A 16,753-nucleotide genomic window follows, 5' to 3' on the forward strand; every position below is an offset into this window, starting at 1 on the left:
TCATCCCTTATATTTCCGCTCAGTTGAGGCGGGAAATTTCTTCAACAATTCCAATGACCGCGTTGGCCTTGGAAGCAGGATACCACCGCAATTGGGGCATGTTCCCTTATGCGTCATCCTATTGCAGTCATCGCAAAAGGTACATTCGAACGAACAGATATGCGCGCCATTTTCCTCAGCAGGCAAATCCTTGCCGCAGCTTTCACAATCAGGGCGCATATCAAGCATCAGGACGCAACCTCTGCGACCACATCGCAGATGCGGTCGACAACTTGATTGACCTGATCGCTATTGTCTCCTTCTGCCATCACACGGATCAGTGGTTCTGTACCTGAGGCGCGAATGACGAGCCTGCCCGTGCCGTTCAATTCTTTCTCTGCTTCGGCAATGACCGACTTCACGCTCTCGTCATCCAACGGAGCTCCGCTGGAATAACGGACATTTTTGAGCAATTGCGGGACCGGATCGAACAAATGTAAAAGCTCGCTCGCAGGCTTTCCACTTTCGACCAATTCGCGCAAAACCTGCAGGGCGGCGATGGTACCGTCTCCAGTTGTTCCATGATCAAGCAGGATCATATGGCCGGATTGTTCTCCGCCTACATTGTAACCACCCTTTTTCATCTCTTCGAGCACGTAGCGGTCACCCACTTTGGAACGCACCAAATCCAATTTCTCGGACGCCAGAAAGCGTTCCAGTCCCAAATTAGACATCACCGTCGCAACAATGCCATTGCCGCGAAGCAAGCCATTGCGGCTCCAGCTGGAACCGATCAGGGCCATTAGCTGATCGCCATCAACAATCTGACCCTTCTCATCCACAACGATGAGGCGATCAGCATCACCATCGAGCGCAATGCCGATATGCGCGCCGCTGGCCACAACGCTTTCCTGTAGGGCCGCGACATCGGTGGAACCGCATTTGTGATTGATATTCTTACCATCGGGATCAACACCAATGGTGATGACTTCCGCGCCCAATTCCCAGAAAGCCGATGGCGCCACCTGATAGGCAGCACCATTGGCGCAATCCACCACCATCTTTAGACCGTCGAGCCGGATATGATCGGGGAGCGACATCTTGATCGCATGAATATAACGCCCGCGTGCATCCTCGAAACGTTTGGCCCGGCCAATATCCTCTGCCGGCGCCAATTTGGCATCTTCGGACAGATAGCCTTCAATTTTCAATTCATCCTCATCAGACAATTTGAAACCATCGGGACCGAATAATTTGATGCCATTGTCATAATAGGGATTGTGGCTGGCCGAAATCATAACACCGAGATCCGCCCGCATTGACCGTGTTAGCAGCGCAACCGCTGGTGTTGGCATCGGACCAACCTGCACAACATCCATACCGACACTGGTAAAGCCCGCGACCAGAGCGTTTTCCATCATATAGCCGGAAAGCCGCGTATCTTTGCCGATTACGACCCGATGACGATGTTCCCCGCGCAGAAAATGCCGACCCGCAGCCTGCCCGACCTTCATCGCGATTTCGGCGGTCATCGGGCGCTGGTTGGTCAGTCCGCGTATGCCGTCCGTCCCAAAAAATTTCTTCGTCATAGCGCGACTTGTTCTCCAATTTCTGCGTACGCCAAATTAGGGTTGGCATTGCGGTTTGTTAAGCCTTAGCGTCTGCCCCCTATGGTATAAAGCCGAAACAGGGGCACACGCGTAAAATGATCGATATTCTTAATGGCCTGATTGACCGTTTGTCGGACTTGGTTTTCTACAAAACGCATATATTTGGCATTGATATTGAGCTGGTCGTGCTCTGGCTGGCGATCCCAATGGTATTTTTTACCGCCTATCTGGGTTTCATCAATCTGCGCGGAATGGGTGCGGGTTTCCGGGCACTGCGGGGCAAATTCACCAGCCCTGACCAACCGGGTAACATGTCACCCTTTGCTGCGCTGACAACGGCCTTGTCGGGCACAGTGGGTCTTGGGAATATTGCTGGCGTCGCGATCGCGCTATCCACCGGCGGTCCCGGTGCGGCCTTCTGGATGTTCATCATCGGCTGGGTTGCGATGACCCTGAAATGTGCAGAAGTGACGCTCGGCCTCAAATATCGCGAGGTTCAGCCCAATGGCGATGTTCGCGGCGGACCGATGTACACGCTTAAAAACGGGCTTGCGGCCAAAGGTTTTGCCAAAGTTGGCCTGATCATTGGCGGCATCTATGCGTTTCTGGCGCTGTTCGGAGCTATCCCCCTGATCCAGGTCAACCAGAGCTATGCACAGGTTGCCCATGTCACCGGTTTCACCGAACCACTGATCTACGGGATCATCATGGCGGCTCTGGTTGGGCTGGTTGTTATCAATGGCGTGGGTTGGCTTGCGCGTGTCACCGCGTCTGTCGTCCCGGCCATGGGCCTCGTCTATCTCGGCGGTGTATTCGCCATACTCGCGATCAATTTTGACCAAGTTCCCGCAGCCATTGGCTTGATTATTTCCGATGCCTTTACCGGAGAAGCGGCCGCTGGCGGAGCCATTGGTGCTTTTGTCGTCGGTATGCGCCGGGCCGTCTATTCATCCGAGGCTGGGATTGGTTCTGCGGTCATCGCCCATACCCAGGCACGCACGGATGAACCCGCATCCGAAGGTCTCGTCGCTCTGCTCGAACCGTTTATCGATACGGTGGTGATCTGCTCCCTTGGCGCCATTGCGATGGTTGTTGCGGGCACCTATGTTGGTGATGTTGAAGGCATCGAAATCACGTCCGCCGCTTTCGCCACGGTCGCCGACTGGTTCCCCTACCTGCTCGCAGTCGCGGTTTTTCTGTTCGGGTTTTCCACGCTCTGCGCTTGGGGCTTTTACGGCCAGCAAGCTTGGTGCTATCTGTTCGGACACAGCAAAGCGGCGATTTGGTCTTACAAGTTTGTCTATGTTATATGTCTGCCGATCGGTGCGATGCTGGAATTGGGGCAAGTCATTAAGCTGGTCGACAGTGCCTTTTTCCTGATGGCCATCCCCAATATCATCGCGCTCTATATTTTCGCGCCGGAGATTAGACGAGAGATTTTCGGCTATCTGGACAAACAGAAAACGCGTTAGAGGAACCCATTCCATGAAGTATCGCAAACTCGGCAAGGAACTCGAAGTATCGGCCCTGGGCCTTGGCTGTATGCCGATGTTCGGCATTGGCAGCGGCATGTATGGGCAGGCTGATATGACCGAAAGCCTGGCAACCCTGGACCGCGCGATCGAACTCGGTGTGACGTTCTTTGACACCGCCGAAGTCTACGGACCCTATAAGAATGAAGAACTGCTCGGCCAAGCAATCAAGGGGCGCCGCGACCGCCTGATCATCACCACCAAATTTGGTTTTGACCTAACAAACCCGGCTAAGATTGGAACCGATTCATCCCCCGAAAATGTCCGCCGCGCCTGTGATGCGTCGCTTCAGCGATTGGGCATTGATGTAATCGACCTGTTCTACCAACACCGGGTTGATCCCGATGTGCCGATTGAAGATACTGTCGGTGCGATGGCGCGGCTAGTGGAAGAGGGCAAGGTTCGCTACCTCGGCCTTTCAGAAGCCGGAGCCGACACGATCAAGCGCGCCCATGCGGTTCATCCAATCGCTGCGCTGCAATCGGAATATTCCCTATGGGAGCGCAGCATTGAGGAGGAAATCCTGCCACTTTGTCAGGATTTGAACATTGGCTTTGTGCCTTATAGCCCCTTGGGCCGCGGCTTCCTGACCGGACAGATTACGAGCCGGGATGATTTGGATCCGGATGATTATCGCCTGCGTGACCCGCGTTATTCGGAAGAGAATTTCGACCAGAATCTCAAGATGGTCGATGTCGTCAAACAGGTAGCAAGCCGTCATGGTTGCTCGCCTGCGCAAATCGCGCTGGCATGGCTGTTGGCGCAGGGTGACTTCATTGTCCCGATACCGGGTTCCAAACGCCGTGCGACGCTGGAGGACAGCATGGCGGCGGTGGACGTCACATTGACCGATACGGATCTTGACGAGCTGGAAAAAGCAGCGCCGGTTGGTGGAACGTCTGGTCCGCGTTATGGCGAGGCGATGATGGCTATGGTTCGGCTTTAAATCGGTCGAGAAACGTCTTTCCTACATGAGAGGAACCGTGATATTTTTCTCGCGGTTCTTTCTAAATTTTGAATAATCTATCGGACTAATGAGCGAACGCATTTTATGCGGGCTCGCGTGTGATTTGTGTGAACTTTGGAACACTCATTGCTTTTTTCGAGATCATTTGAGTGTTGCGGTTTATTCGCGCGAAGCCGCGAAAACACCCTGTGAACCGTGTGAACTTTAAACAGAAGCGACAGCGTCAACCATTAGCTTCAAACAAAACCCTTCTACCGATCATAAGCCTTGGGCAACGCGCCCGGTGTCGGATTACGATAGCGTTCCCGCAAACGTTCCTGACGATTGGAAAGCGATTGCTCTACTCCATCGATAAAAACGCTTTCCACCTGTGTCGAAAGCTCCAGCGGATCGCCCGTCCAGATCACCACATCGCCTTTACGGCCAGCCTTAAGCGACCCGAGCTGCGAACCCATGCCCATAATCTCCGCAGGTTTAGAGCTTATCGCAGCAAATGCCTCGTCCCAACTTAGGCCGGTTGCGCGCGGCACCTTGTTTAGCGCTACCAGATTGCCAGCATATTGCATGGAATAGCGCAACTGATGCGCATCACGGTCGTTGATCATACCGATGGCCACGTTAACACCGGCCCGTTTCATACGGCCAATATTGGATTGCGTCGCCGACAAGTCTTCAAAACTGTAAGGCAAGTCACTGAGAGCAGAGGCGAGCACCGGTACTTTCGCCGCCGCAATCTCATTGGCGACACGCCACCCTTCATTGGCCCCGACCAGCACCAGCTTCAGCGATGGGAAGTCTTTGCGCAGGTCGAGAACTTTCAAAATATCATTGGCGCTTTCAACATGAACCAGCAGCCGGATGTTGCCATTGATCACAGGCAGCAAGGCCTTGGCATCAGACGCTTTCATCAGATCGCTATCAAATAGCGACGGATTGCGTGCATAGGTGCGTGCCTCATTCAACATCGCCCGGAACAAAATATGGGCCGCGGCACGGCTTCCCCCTGCCCTGCTGTGGCCGGTTTCGCCCAGTTCGACAAATTGGAAAGCGCGCGCTTTAGTGATCGGATCATTATCATTGCCCAAGTCGACAATCGCACCATAGCCACCAAAAATGGAATTGGAGGTACCGGGAGATACGACCGCACGGGTAACGCCAGCCGCGCGATTTACCGCCACCGGGGCCGCAAATGGATTGACCGCATATTGGACGTCAAGTGCGGCCGAGAAAACCGAGTCAGCCGCGCGCGTATCATTGGTTGAGCGAACGGCCCCCACTTCAACGAGACCGATGCGACTAAAACCTGCGAAAATACCAGGTGTCACCCATTTGCCCGACGCATCAATGCGGCGTGCATTGGCTGGGACAGTTACGTTAGTGCCAGCGGCGACCACACGGCCATTACTAATAACCACCGTTCCAGCATCCATCGGCGCGCTGCCGTCGCCAATAACGACCTTACCACCAGTAATGGCGACGGTCTCGGCCGCGGCGGGAGAAGCCATGAGAGCGAGAGACGAAACGAGAATTGTTGCTAAATGCTTCATTTCACATCTCCCTCACCCGGCTGGCCGAGCTCAAAGTCACTGACCGGTCTGCGGGCCGGATCATTCGCATCGTATAGCATCGCGCCGTCAATCCAGACTTTCTCTGGACGGGCATAGACGCTGAGCGGGTTGTCATTCCACAGGACCACATCAGCCATCTTGCCGGGCTTCAAACTTCCTGTCTTATCAGCAATGCCCATAGCTTTAGCAGGATTATAGGTGATCCATTGAATGGCTTGCGCATCGCTAATCTCAATTCCCATGGCTCGGCCATCGGCCAGCGCCTTGGAGGCTTCCTGATTAAGTCGTTGGATCTGATTCTCATCATCGGAATGGATCACAACGCATGCCCCGGCTTGCTGCAACAAGGCGGCATTTTCCGGGATCGCATCATAGGCTTCCATCTTAAAGCCCCACCAGTCCGCCCAGATCGCCGAACAAATTTCCTCTTTTGCAAGAATATCGGCGATTTTATAGCTTTCAACAGCATGGTGAAATGCGGTCACTTTATAGCCGAATTCCTTGGACATATCGATAATCTGATTGAGTTCGTCGGCGCGGTAGCAATGATTATGCACCAATATGTCGCCGTCCAGAACACCCGTCAGCGTTTCCATCGCCAGATCGCGCTTAGGCGGCTTCGCGCCGCGTTGCTTCTTCCGATAATCCTGCGCCTTGATCCAGGTCTGGCGCGTCAGGGACAGGCTACCCATCCGTGTCGAAGGCTTCCGGTTCCGTCCGCCATAAACCCGCTTCGGGTTCTCGCCGCAGGCCATTTTCATGCCGTAAGGCGCACCGGGAAACTTCATCGCCTGTACGGTTCGGGCCGGGACATTTTTAAGCGTCACCGCGCGGCCGCCAAACAGATTGGCAGACCCTGGAAGGATTTGCAGGGAAGTGATCCCGCCATTGGCTAAAGCGCGAGAGAAACCGGGATCTTGGGGCCAGACACTATGCTCTGCCCAAACCTCTGGAGTGACCGGCGAGGTCGCTTCATTGCCATCGCTATGTGCAGCGACACTGGGCGTAGGATAGTCACCCAAATGGCTATGGATATCGATAATACCGGGCGTCACATATTTGCCAGTGGCGTCAATGATGGTGCTGTCTGTGGGTATCACAGTTTCCGGTCCACCGACCGATACAATCTTGCCAGCAGACATGAAGATCACACCATTGTCGATCCGCTGCCCCTCGCCGTCAAATATCGTCGCTCCTGTGATGACGATATTATCAGACGCATAAGCTTTGTAAGTGGAAGGAAAAGCTATTTTGGCCGAACTCTCGCTCGAACTGCTCGCCGACGACGCACTGGCTGTTTCCGTCTCAGCAGCCGTGGCTGCACAACCCGTAACCAGCGCCCCGGCAGCAACTACTGCCAGCAAACCCTTCCATTCCATAATCAACCTCTAAGCTATAATTGATCCATTCAAGATTTCGTCGTCGGATGAATACCGGCAGCACCAGGTTCACCGATTTCGCGCTGACCTTCTAGGTCATCATCAATCGTATCGTCAGCCAATGTATCAAGGTGCATAAGCTTCTTAATGAGCGGCGAAATAACAATCACGCCAACGCCAACACCAACAGCAACCCAACCGACTGTGGAATAAACTTCCAGCACACGATCAGGCCCTGCACCTTCGGCACCGACAGCAGAAGCGATCAAGCCAGCCGCGAAGTTGCCAGTGGCTGAGGCAAAGAACCAAGTACCCATTATCAGACTAGCCATATGAGCCGGTGCCAACCGGTTCATTGCGCTTAGTCCGACCGGTGAAAGGCAAAGCTCTCCGGTTGTATGCAGCAGATAGATCAGGAAGATGAAAATAACTGGCGTGAGATTGCCGGTTCCTGCTGCCAAAGCACCCGCAACCAGAACCAGAAAGCCCGCACCAAGCTGGATCAGTCCCAGACCGAATTTAGCTGGGGCGGAGGGTTCCAGACCGCGTCGTCCAAGTGCCGTCCAGAGAATTGCGAAGACCGGCGCCAAAAGCACAATGTAGATTGCATTGATCGACTGGAATACCGATGCAGGCACGTCGATACCGAAGAGATTTCTGTCAACACTGCGGTCCGTAAACAGATTGAGCGAAGACCCTGCTTGCTCGAAAAGCGCCCAGAATAAGATGGAACCAAAGATCAGGAACATGGCAGCAAAAATGCGATCACGATCTTCTGGTGCTAATTTTACTACAGCTGTAAAAAGCACGTAAGCCACCAAAATCACACCCGCGATACCAAGCAACGAACCCACGAGTGCCTGGTATTGGATCAAGAACCAGATCAAACCGACGGTCGCAAAACTCAATATATAGAGAACCCATTCAAATTTAATCCCGCCCACTTTGCTCTCAAGACGCTCCGGAACAGAAGACTCGCCACGACCAACCAACAACGGTTTGCCCCAGACAAACACGATCAGGCCAAGCAACATGCCAATACCAGCAGCTCCAAAACCATAGGACCAACCATATGTCTGTCCCAGCCAACCGGCGATAATGGCACCTAGAGCAGCGCCAAGATTAATGCCCATATAGAATATGGTATAAGCAGGATCCCGGCGGATATCAGTGCGGCTATAAAGCTGCCCCACGATCACGGAGATATTCGCTTTCAGGAAGCCTGAGCCAACAATGATAAACGCCAATGCAAGCCAGAAAATATTGAGTGCGGCGTCGTCTTGACCTCCACTTCCTTCAAAAGCCATCAGAAAATGGCCAAAGGTCAGCAGCAAGGCTCCAAAGGCAACCGCCTTACGTTGCCCCAAATATCGGTCGGCAAGATAGCCACCAACAACGGGAGTGATATAAACAAGGGCTGTATATGCGCCATAGATTACCGATGCTTCACTGTCAGAGAACATCCAGTGCTGGACAAGATAGAAGATGAGCAAAGCCCGCATGCCGTAGTAGGAGAAACGCTCCCACATCTCGGCGAAAAATAGGACAAACAGCCCTTTGGGATGGCCGAGGAAGGTACCTCTTGCATCTCCAGATTCTTGATACCCACTAGCCATTACATCGGCCTCCCTTATAGTTGTGCGAGCTGTCTATCGCAGCTCAGTTGAACCGCACCCTAGTCAAAAAATGTCGCGTGTGAAGTATATTGTTGCGCTTGTGACCAGTTTGTGAACAAAAAGCGGCTTGCAATCGCACTTCTCCAACCCGAGATGACAATGATGTTCAATGACCTTTCCAGCCTAAACAGCTACCTGCCCTCCCGCCGTTCCGGTCGACCACGCAATATGATCGACCCGGGGCCCAACGATCAACAAATCGAAGATATTGTTGCAACCGCCCTTCGGACACCAGACCATGGCAAGCTGGCTCCTTGGCGCGTCATTCAGGTGGATAGCCATCAGCGTGAAATGTTGGCAGCCGAACTCACCAAGGCCTATCAAGTAGAGAAACCCGATGCGGGACGCTTGGAACTGGAAGCCTTGCAGTTGATGGCAAACCAAGCACCAGCTTTGCTCGTCATACTTTCCGCCCCTGTATCCTCGACCAAGATCCCGCTCTGGGAACAAGAGCTTAGTTGCGGTGCATTTTGTATGAACATCATTCATGCGATCCATGCCCGCGGCTTTGTCGGCGGCTGGATTACGGGTTGGCCCTCTTATAATGACGATGTCCGCAATTTGTTTGGAAAGGCTCCTGAACGCATTGCTGGTTTCATTTTTGCAGGCACGGCAGATGACGAACTTACTGAGCGTCCGCGCCCCGAACTTACGACCATCCTTTCCAAATGGAAAAGCGAGCAATCAAGCTAGTTGGTTTCATAAGATATTAAATGGCAGAAAAATGAGACTTATCACTTGCCTGCATCGCTGTATTATGGCAGTGAAGCAGTATGAATGTTACTAGCAAACCAGTTTATTTGAAATTGCGGGATATTATCTCCGAATCAATCCTTGATGGCGAATATAGTGAAGGCGATATGCTACCCTCTGTCCGCGCCTTTGCGGTGGAACAAGGCGCCAACCCTTTAACGGTGGCAAAAGCATATCAAGGCTTTCAGGAAGATGGCTTGGTCACGGTAAAACGCGGCGTGGGCATGTTTGTAGCTGCCGGAGCAAAAACCAAATTGCGTGATGCGCAGCGTGCCGACTTCATCAAGAATGTCTGGCCTCCGGTAGAGCGCCAGATGAAGCGGCTGAACATCAAGCTGGATGAGCTGCTCGAAAATAACGCCTGAACTGGCTTCAGGACTTTCCCGACGTCCGATCTTGATCAAGGGCAGCAATTGCTTTCGCAAGGCTGCGACGATAATTTGCGTTTTCCGGTACAATTGTCACTGCTTTTTCGATCAAGTCTTTGGCATCCTTGCTTCGAGCTCCATCGGCGAGAAGAGCAAGGCCATATAAATGGCTAACAACCGGACTTGATGGCTGAACGCGATAGGCAATACGCCCAGCATTAATAGCCTTTTCCGTCTGCCCCAATCCAGTATAGGCTTGCGCCAATCCAGCCATGATCAGGGCATCATTATCACCAATCCGCTGGCGGAGACTTTCCAATATGCGCCTCGCGACCTCCCAATTTTCAGTTTCCAGATGTTCATAGGCCATCCATCGCAAACCGGCGACATTGTTAGGATTATAGCTTAAATATTGTGCGAGTATCTCTCCCGACCGCTGCATTGCACCCTGTGCTCGAAGTACATCAACCATACGGAGCATAACCGGTTCAGAAAAATGAATTTCCCGAGCTTTTTCTAGTGCTGCCAAAACTTCATCATAATCTCTGCTGGCCATCGCCGTGTCGGCGACCAAGATATGTGCATCACTGGCTCCGGGATTGCTGGCTTGCAGTTGCTTGGCCCTTGCTAAAGCCTCGCCAAAATCTCCTCGGTCATACAGAGCGCGAATATAAGGTATTACCACGCGGGCGTTGCGGGGCGCCCGATTGGCCTCAGCCTGCAGAATGGCTATCGAAACATTTGGCGCAAAAGCAGTTTTCGGGCCGACTTCATGGCGAGCAGCGCGATTAAGCAATCCAGTCGCCCGACCTCTGTCGCCCAATGCCTCCAAGGCACGGCCGGTCAACCAAAGCGCATAGGGATCTGCACCGCTGCGATTGACCTGTTGGTTTAGCGCTTGGACCGCATCATTTGCATTGCCAGCGAGGTATAATGACCGAGCGAGCAAATTTTGCGCGTGCCGATTATTGGGTTGAATCGAGACCAATCGCGTAAATTTATCGATCGCGGCATTATAGTTGGCTTGACCATGCTCGATGATAGCTTGCACCAGCAAAACTGCCGGGACATCATCAAGTTCACCCTCTGTTTTCTGCATCAATATGCGCGCCAGATCATATTTGCCGGCCCGTGCAGCCAAAACCGACTGCATGAAAAAAGCGCGCGCGTTGCGACCATCTAGCGAGATAATTTTTCGTGCGACGGTCAACATATCTGTCATCCGCCCCATATCACCTAAGGTCGCGGCATATTCCGTCAGCAATGACACATCATTGGGATCGATTTGCAATCCCCGCTCGAACCATGGCAATGCTGCCCCAAGGCCGAATTGAAACCGCAAAAGCTCTCCACGATATTGGATCGCTCGAATGTTATTGGGTTCAAGCGCAACTGCCTCATCAATCGCTGCAATCGCCCCGGCCTGATTCCCGGAACCAGCCCGAAAGCGGGCAATATCAACCCAAAGATCTGAATCCTTTGGGTCCAATGCAATAGCATGATCGAACGCCCGAGTAGCCAAAGCATCATCGCCAGTTTGCAAAGCCAATCGGCCGGTTATCCGGGCTGCATAGGCTTGATTTTGGATTGGTATATCACCTGCAAACAGCTGTTCTTTGGCTTTGCTCCAATTCTCTTGAAGCTGAAAAGCATGACCATAGAGATGACGGACTTGGGTTGGATCGAGCCCTAAGTCGAACGCTCGCTCCAATTCCGCCTGCGCACCAATGCCGTCGAACAGCTTCAACAAAATTTCAGCCTGTAATACCCGCGCATCAATCCATTGCGGATCAGCCTTGATCGCGTTTAACAATTCGATGCGAGCTGACCTGATATCGCCACTGGATTGATATGCCTGCGCCTTTTCAAAGGCTTCCCGTGCTGTTTCGTTCGGCTCGCTAGCGGCCTGAATTGCCGACGATAGACCAGCAAATGAAACGGCCAGCAGCGCCGCAGAGGCCAAAAGCCTTAGTTTGTGCCTATGCACATTCCAAAACCGCGGCAGCATGACCCTAGCTAGCCTGCTGCAAATTATACTGTTTCAACAGATCATACAGAGTAGGCCGACTGATACCCAAGAGCTTGGCGGCATTGGAGATGTTACCATCCGTTTGCGATATAGCGCGGATGATTGCGGCCCTATCTGCCGACTCTCTTGCCGCCTTCAGGTTTAACAAGTCGACTGGATCATTCTCACTGATTTCCAAATCCAAATCCTGTGCGGCAATCAACTTGCCGTCGGCCATAATTACAGCCCGCTTGATGCGGTTTTCCAGTTCCCTGACATTTCCAGGCCATTTCCAAGCCTCCAGCGCGGCCAGCGCGTCGGGTGCGATGCCTTTAACGGCAGGATTAATCTCTTCGGCAAATTTCTTCTGGAAATGACGCGCCAATAGACTGGCATCACCAGACCGCTCTGACAGCGCCGGTATTTTGATAACAATCTCGGCAAGCCTATAATATAGATCTTCCCGAAAGCTGTTATCCGCAATCATCTTGTCAAGATTCTGATGCGTGGCGCAAACGATCCGGGTGTCCACTGCAATTGCTTTTCGGCCGCCAATACGTTCAATAACGCGCTCTTGAATGAAGCGAAGTAATTTAACCTGAAGCGGAAGCGGAATATCGCCCACTTCATCGAGGAACAATGTTCCACCATTGGCTTGCTCGATCTTGCCCTCGGTCGTCTTGATTGCGCCCGTAAAGGCCCCTTTTTCATGACCAAATAACTCTGATTCCAGCAGATTTTCAGGGATAGCAGCACAGTTTATGGCAACAAAAGCTTGTTCTCTCCGGTCACTGGAATCATGTAATCCTCTGGCCAGCAACTCCTTGCCCGTTCCACTTGCTCCCAGCAGCATGACAGAGGCATTGGTATTGGCGACCCGCTCAATCATCTGCGCGACTTTAAGCATTTCAGGGGCGCCGGTAATAATTTGTCCGAGCACCTGATGATTACCATCCTGCTTCACAGAAAGCGCTGAGTTTTCCACTTCCAGCTTGCGAACGTGAAAGGCACGGCGAACAATGAGACCCAATTCGTCAATATCAACGGGTTTCTGGTAAAAATCCCACGCTCCACTGGCAATGGCACGTAATGCGCTATCTTTTTCACCATGGCCGGAAGCGACAATGATTTTCGTGTCAGGCTTCAGGCTCAATATGGCGTCCATGGTCGCGAAGCCTTCGGTCGTGCCATCGGGGTCCGGCGGCAGTCCCAGATCCAGTGTCACCACGTCAGGTTCCTCAGAACGAAGCATATCAATCGCCGTCTCTCGGTCGCCGGCAATTATGACCTCAAAGTCTTCATAGGCCCACTTTAACTGCTTCTGCAGCCCCGGATCATCTTCGACAATCAACAGCTTTTCCAGCGGTTTGTTACCCTTGTCAGCCATGCTATGCGGCCCTTTCATCTGCTAGTTCATCATCGGACAGCTTGCTCGCAAGCGGCAATATCAACGTGAAGCGACTGCCCGATCCCTCTTTACTTTCAACTTCCAAACGCCCGCCCATTGCGATCGCCAATGAACGCGCTTCAAATGCGCCAATTCCAAAACCGCCGTCCTTACTCGACGCAAAGGGCTTGAAGAGCTGGCTGCGAATAAACTCGCTCGACATGCCCTGCCCGCGATCCAATACTTCAATGGCGACACTCAAGTCGCGGCGGCGAGCGTTCAGGATTATGGGCTGACCTTCGGGGCTTGCATCAATCGCGTTCTGTATGAGATGCCCCAATATCTGATCCACGCGCGCCGGATCTGCCATAGCGGTCAGATCTTCAATCTGAGTACTTTCAATGGCGTGCAGCAACCGCTTCTTCTCAATGATGGACTGAAGCAATGCTGCCACTTTAACAGGCTTGGGCTCTTCAGGCTTAGCCTTGTTATGCTGGGACAAGCGCTCCAACAGACCGTTCATTTTATCTGCCGAATCCTGCAAGGTTGCAATCATGTCGGTCTGAAATTCAGGATTATCGGCATGCCGTTTTGCGTTGCGCGCAAGCAGGCTTAGCTGGCTGACGAGATTCTTGATATCGTGCATGATGAAAGCCATCCGCCGATTAAACTCTTCAAAGCGCTGCGCCTCTGAGAGGGATTCTTGGCTCCGCGCCTCTGACAGATAGCTTGCCACCTGCCGGCCCACTACGCGCAGCATATCCAGGTCTTCCCAATCCAATGTTCGGTTCACACGGGGCCGCGCCAGTAAAACAATCCCGGCAAGCCGATCGAAATGCACCAGTGGAACTGCTGCCCATGTCTGTGGGTCATTGGTCATCCATTCGGGAATTGCGCCAGGGTCGATTTCTTCGACTTCGTCTGCACGCAAAGCATCAAATTCGATAATATGCCCGGTTTCCTCAAAGAAAGGCACCGTTCGCGAGGTGCAAGCGCGCGCTGGCACATGGATGGTCTGCCAGTTCCACCGCGATTGCAGCGTTAGACGACCGGAATCATCCGGCATAAGCAATATCCCTGCCGGAGAATCGGTAATATCAGCGATCGCCTTTACAACCCGCTCATGAAAGGGCGCGCTGTTGCTTCCCGGCCGCCCAATTGTATCCGTAAATCTTATCCACTCAGCGCGATAATCATAACGATGCTGGAAAAAGTTTTTTGCCATTTTGACTTTAAACCAGGCACGGAATTTCCCCGATGGCAGCAACACCAAAGCCGCGACTGACGTTCCGAACAAAAAGCTGATCTGAGCCAATCGGGCATAGTCACCGCCAATAATTTGAAGCGCCGCTGCGATAATGACCATCATCAAAAGATAGCCGCCAATCGCCACTAGCGACAAAGATCGAAACGCTACGCTTCGGGATAGCTTGATCGTCCACTCGGTATTGCGAATAGAGGCCAGTGCCAAAATCGGTGCGATACAGGCCATTGCCGGTCCGCGCATTGCAGTAAGCTCCACCGAGAATTGCTGCGTTAAATAGGTGATCGTGAAGAGGTTCAGGTCATAAGTCCAAATCGCCGCTAAAGATGCCATGGGGAGCCTGAGCCCCCACCGCGTTTCCCGGGCCGATATGGAATAGAGATTATGTACCAACACAAGAGCACCAACCGCAAATAGCATGCGCAGAACCAGGGCTGTGTAGGCTGCCATGCTCACGAGCCGGGGGCTGCCGACAAAAACCGGAATAAGGGAATCCACCACTATCTGGCTAACCAAGACCAGCGCCAATGCTACGTAGATAGCCTTTACCGCAGTTGGTTCGTCACGCCCTTCACCATTCCGCAACAGGACAAACATGAACAGCAGCCATCCCATATTTCTAAGAGACTCGGTGAAATTCGAGATTGGCGAGAATGCCCCTTCAACTGCCACGCTCAAAGCCCAGAAGCTTGTTAAGGCAAGGGCCACAACAAGCGTTCTTTGCGTATTGTTACGATCCGTGTTGCGTTGAAATTGCCAGATAGTCAGCGCCGCAAATAGTGCAGCCGCCAAACCATGCCCAAAAATACTGATCTCAGTCAACATTGCGAACATCTCAGCGTGCCCCCTCGGGCCAAAGGACAACCCGAATGGTTTGCAGCAAGATCAATATGTCGAGAAACGGCGTATAATTTTTCGCGTAATAAAGATCATATTCTAACTTATGGCGGCTATCTTCAATGGAAGCTCCATAGGGATAGTTGATTTGCGCCCAACCTGTAATGCCCGGCTTCACCATATGACGTTCCGTATAATATGGCATTTTAGTTTGCAGATTATCGACAAATTGTGGACGCTCTGGACGGGGTCCAACAAAGCTCATTTCGCCCTTCAAAACACTCCATGCTTGAGGCAGTTCGTCAATGCGGACTTTGCGAATAAAATTTCCAACCTTGGTAATGCGCGGATCATTTTCGCTTGCCCAAACAGCTTGGCCAGCGATTTCAGCATCTGCGCGCATTGAACGCAATTTGAGGATGTTGAACTTTTGTCCATAAAGCCCGACCCTTTCCTGCTTGAAAAAGGCTCCGCCTCTGCTCTCCAACATTATCAAAGTTGCAAAAATCAGGATGATAGGTCCTGTGAATAGCAACAGCAGTAGACTTAGAAAAACATCAAAGCCCCGCTTAAAGGCTGTCGAAATTCGCCGTCCTGACGAGAAGCCATCTGAAAAAATAAACCAGCTGGGATTCACGCTGTCGAGATCTACCCGTCCTGTTTCCCGCTCGAGAAAACTCGACATGTCATTCACGTGGACACCGGTCGTTTTGACAATCAATAGATCTGCAACAGGTAAGGAATTGCGACGCTCTTCAAGCGCTAGAACAACTTCGCTGACCTCCAAGTCAATCACATGCTGCGGTAAATTCGAAATATCAGACCGCTTGACCGCAGTGCCCACTATCGCAGGACCTTCGTTCATATCTACAAAGCCGCTGACAATGAAACCGCTTTCCGGCTTGCGCGAAAGTTGGGCGATACGTTCTGCACGAGGACCAGCGCCAAGAATAAGCAGTCGACGCTTGAAAACGTTACTGTCCAATATCTTGCCCAAAATGATCCGCACCGCCATCAGCAGGAAGATCGAAAGAAGCATCGCATATAAGGAGTTGGATCGCCAAAGCGTTATGCCAGGCAGTATGAAAGCCATGATCGACAAGAAAATGACGCCGAGAGAGATGGCGACCAATATCCGCGCGCCAGCAAATCTCAACGATTGAAGAGCTTCCGTTCCGTAAACACCAACAGCAACCAGCGCGACTTCCAACGCGAGTGCGAAACTGAGAATCGGCGCGGGGCGATCAAAAATCGAACCAGCGGCCATCCCGATTTGGCTAGCGCGAAAAATCCAGCTGATTTCTGCCGCAAAAACAAGCAAACATAGATCCAAAAGCCCCAGAAAAAGGAGCGGATATGGAATATAATGTTTAAACAACCTAATCATCGAGTGCGCAGACTTTCGTTTATGCCCGCTCGCGATAA

The 16,753-nt window shown here is 52.3% G+C and carries 13 protein-coding genes; 4 read left to right on the forward strand and 9 right to left on the reverse strand.

What is annotated here, in order from left to right; translation table 11 throughout:
* Both ABJM21_RS06735 and glmM read right to left on the reverse strand, forming a co-directional pair.
* Complete coding sequence (locus ABJM21_RS06735) at nucleotides 1–228, reverse strand: DUF1272 domain-containing protein (protein ID WP_348302180.1); 228 nt, start codon at nucleotides 226–228, stop codon at nucleotides 1–3.
* Nucleotides 228–1,568, reverse strand: coding sequence for a phosphoglucosamine mutase (glmM, locus tag ABJM21_RS06740; protein ID WP_348302178.1), 1,341 nt, complete (start codon nucleotides 1,566–1,568; stop codon nucleotides 228–230). The genes ABJM21_RS06735 and glmM overlap by 1 nt, the downstream gene beginning before the upstream one ends.
* A gap of 116 nt (nucleotides 1,569–1,684) precedes the next feature.
* Here glmM and ABJM21_RS06745 point away from each other — a divergent pair, with 116 nt between their 5' ends.
* On the forward strand, nucleotides 1,685–3,061 hold the full coding sequence (locus tag ABJM21_RS06745; RefSeq protein ID WP_348302176.1) for an amino acid carrier protein: 1,377 nt from the start codon (nucleotides 1,685–1,687) through the stop codon (nucleotides 3,059–3,061).
* Nucleotides 3,062–3,074: 13 nt separating this feature from the next.
* Nucleotides 3,075–4,067, forward strand: coding sequence for an aldo/keto reductase (locus tag ABJM21_RS06750; RefSeq protein ID WP_348302175.1), 993 nt, complete (start codon nucleotides 3,075–3,077; stop codon nucleotides 4,065–4,067).
* A 272-nt stretch (nucleotides 4,068–4,339) separates the two neighbouring features.
* Here the strand turns inward: ABJM21_RS06750 and ABJM21_RS06755 are convergent, their stop codons facing one another.
* The 3 genes from ABJM21_RS06755 to ABJM21_RS06765 are packed head-to-tail and all read right to left on the reverse strand — an operon-like array spanning nucleotide 4,340 to nucleotide 8,651.
* On the reverse strand, nucleotides 4,340–5,635 hold the full coding sequence (locus ABJM21_RS06755; RefSeq protein ID WP_348302174.1) for an amidohydrolase family protein: 1,296 nt from the start codon (nucleotides 5,633–5,635) through the stop codon (nucleotides 4,340–4,342).
* Nucleotides 5,632–7,035 carry an amidohydrolase gene (locus tag ABJM21_RS06760; protein ID WP_348302173.1) on the reverse strand — a complete coding sequence of 468 codons (1,404 nt, stop codon included), beginning with the start codon at nucleotides 7,033–7,035 and terminating at the stop codon, nucleotides 5,632–5,634. Before ABJM21_RS06760 ends, ABJM21_RS06755 begins: the two co-directional genes overlap by 4 nt.
* 29 nt (nucleotides 7,036–7,064) lie before the next feature.
* Complete coding sequence (locus ABJM21_RS06765) at nucleotides 7,065–8,651, reverse strand: peptide MFS transporter (protein WP_348302172.1); 1,587 nt, start codon at nucleotides 8,649–8,651, stop codon at nucleotides 7,065–7,067.
* A gap of 162 nt (nucleotides 8,652–8,813) precedes the next feature.
* Between ABJM21_RS06765 and ABJM21_RS06770 the strand changes: the two genes are divergently transcribed.
* Nucleotides 8,814–9,404, forward strand: coding sequence for a nitroreductase (locus ABJM21_RS06770; RefSeq protein WP_348302379.1), 591 nt, complete (start codon nucleotides 8,814–8,816; stop codon nucleotides 9,402–9,404).
* An 80-nt stretch (nucleotides 9,405–9,484) separates the two neighbouring features.
* On the forward strand, nucleotides 9,485–9,829 hold the full coding sequence (locus ABJM21_RS06775) for a GntR family transcriptional regulator (RefSeq protein ID WP_348302171.1): 345 nt from the start codon (nucleotides 9,485–9,487) through the stop codon (nucleotides 9,827–9,829).
* Between the two features lie 7 nt (nucleotides 9,830–9,836).
* Here the strand turns inward: ABJM21_RS06775 and ABJM21_RS06780 are convergent, their stop codons facing one another.
* Genes ABJM21_RS06780 through ABJM21_RS06795 form a run of 4 tightly spaced genes read right to left on the reverse strand, consistent with a single transcriptional unit; the run spans nucleotide 9,837 to nucleotide 16,715 of the window.
* Nucleotides 9,837–11,840: a tetratricopeptide repeat protein gene (locus tag ABJM21_RS06780; RefSeq protein WP_348302170.1), complete on the reverse strand. Its 2,004-nt coding sequence runs from the start codon at nucleotides 11,838–11,840 to the stop codon at nucleotides 9,837–9,839.
* 4 nt (nucleotides 11,841–11,844) lie between these two features.
* The gene (prsR, locus tag ABJM21_RS06785) at nucleotides 11,845–13,227 is read right to left on the reverse strand and encodes a PEP-CTERM-box response regulator transcription factor (protein ID WP_348302169.1); all 1,383 of its coding nucleotides are present in this window, start codon (nucleotides 13,225–13,227) and stop codon (nucleotides 11,845–11,847) included.
* Between the two features lies 1 nt (nucleotide 13,228).
* The gene (gene prsK / locus ABJM21_RS06790; protein ID WP_348302168.1) at nucleotides 13,229–15,325 is read right to left on the reverse strand and encodes an XrtA/PEP-CTERM system histidine kinase PrsK; all 2,097 of its coding nucleotides are present in this window, start codon (nucleotides 15,323–15,325) and stop codon (nucleotides 13,229–13,231) included.
* 1 nt (nucleotide 15,326) lies between these two features.
* Nucleotides 15,327–16,715: a TIGR03013 family XrtA/PEP-CTERM system glycosyltransferase gene (locus ABJM21_RS06795; RefSeq protein WP_348302167.1), complete on the reverse strand. Its 1,389-nt coding sequence runs from the start codon at nucleotides 16,713–16,715 to the stop codon at nucleotides 15,327–15,329.
* Nucleotides 16,716–16,753 lie beyond the last annotated feature (38 nt).

This window comes from Parasphingorhabdus sp. (assembly GCF_039977335.1).
Classification (GTDB): Bacteria; Pseudomonadota; Alphaproteobacteria; order Sphingomonadales; family Sphingomonadaceae; genus Parasphingorhabdus.

Coding starts and splice junctions, on each gene's coding strand:
- ABJM21_RS06735 (WP_348302180.1), bottom strand. CDS start 228: ATGCTTGATATGCGCCCTGATTGTGAAAGCTGCGGCAAGGATTTGCCT.
- glmM (WP_348302178.1), bottom strand. CDS start 1,568: ATGACGAAGAAATTTTTTGGGACGGACGGCATACGCGGACTGACCAAC.
- ABJM21_RS06745 (WP_348302176.1), top strand. CDS start 1,685: ATGATCGATATTCTTAATGGCCTGATTGACCGTTTGTCGGACTTGGTT.
- ABJM21_RS06750 (WP_348302175.1), top strand. CDS start 3,075: ATGAAGTATCGCAAACTCGGCAAGGAACTCGAAGTATCGGCCCTGGGC.
- ABJM21_RS06755 (WP_348302174.1), bottom strand. CDS start 5,635: ATGAAGCATTTAGCAACAATTCTCGTTTCGTCTCTCGCTCTCATGGCT.
- ABJM21_RS06760 (WP_348302173.1), bottom strand. CDS start 7,035: ATGGAATGGAAGGGTTTGCTGGCAGTAGTTGCTGCCGGGGCGCTGGTT.
- ABJM21_RS06765 (WP_348302172.1), bottom strand. CDS start 8,651: ATGGCTAGTGGGTATCAAGAATCTGGAGATGCAAGAGGTACCTTCCTC.
- ABJM21_RS06770 (WP_348302379.1), top strand. CDS start 8,814: ATGTTCAATGACCTTTCCAGCCTAAACAGCTACCTGCCCTCCCGCCGT.
- ABJM21_RS06775 (WP_348302171.1), top strand. CDS start 9,485: ATGAATGTTACTAGCAAACCAGTTTATTTGAAATTGCGGGATATTATC.
- ABJM21_RS06780 (WP_348302170.1), bottom strand. CDS start 11,840: ATGCTGCCGCGGTTTTGGAATGTGCATAGGCACAAACTAAGGCTTTTG.
- prsR (WP_348302169.1), bottom strand. CDS start 13,227: ATGGCTGACAAGGGTAACAAACCGCTGGAAAAGCTGTTGATTGTCGAA.
- prsK (WP_348302168.1), bottom strand. CDS start 15,325: ATGTTCGCAATGTTGACTGAGATCAGTATTTTTGGGCATGGTTTGGCG.
- ABJM21_RS06795 (WP_348302167.1), bottom strand. CDS start 16,715: ATGATTAGGTTGTTTAAACATTATATTCCATATCCGCTCCTTTTTCTG.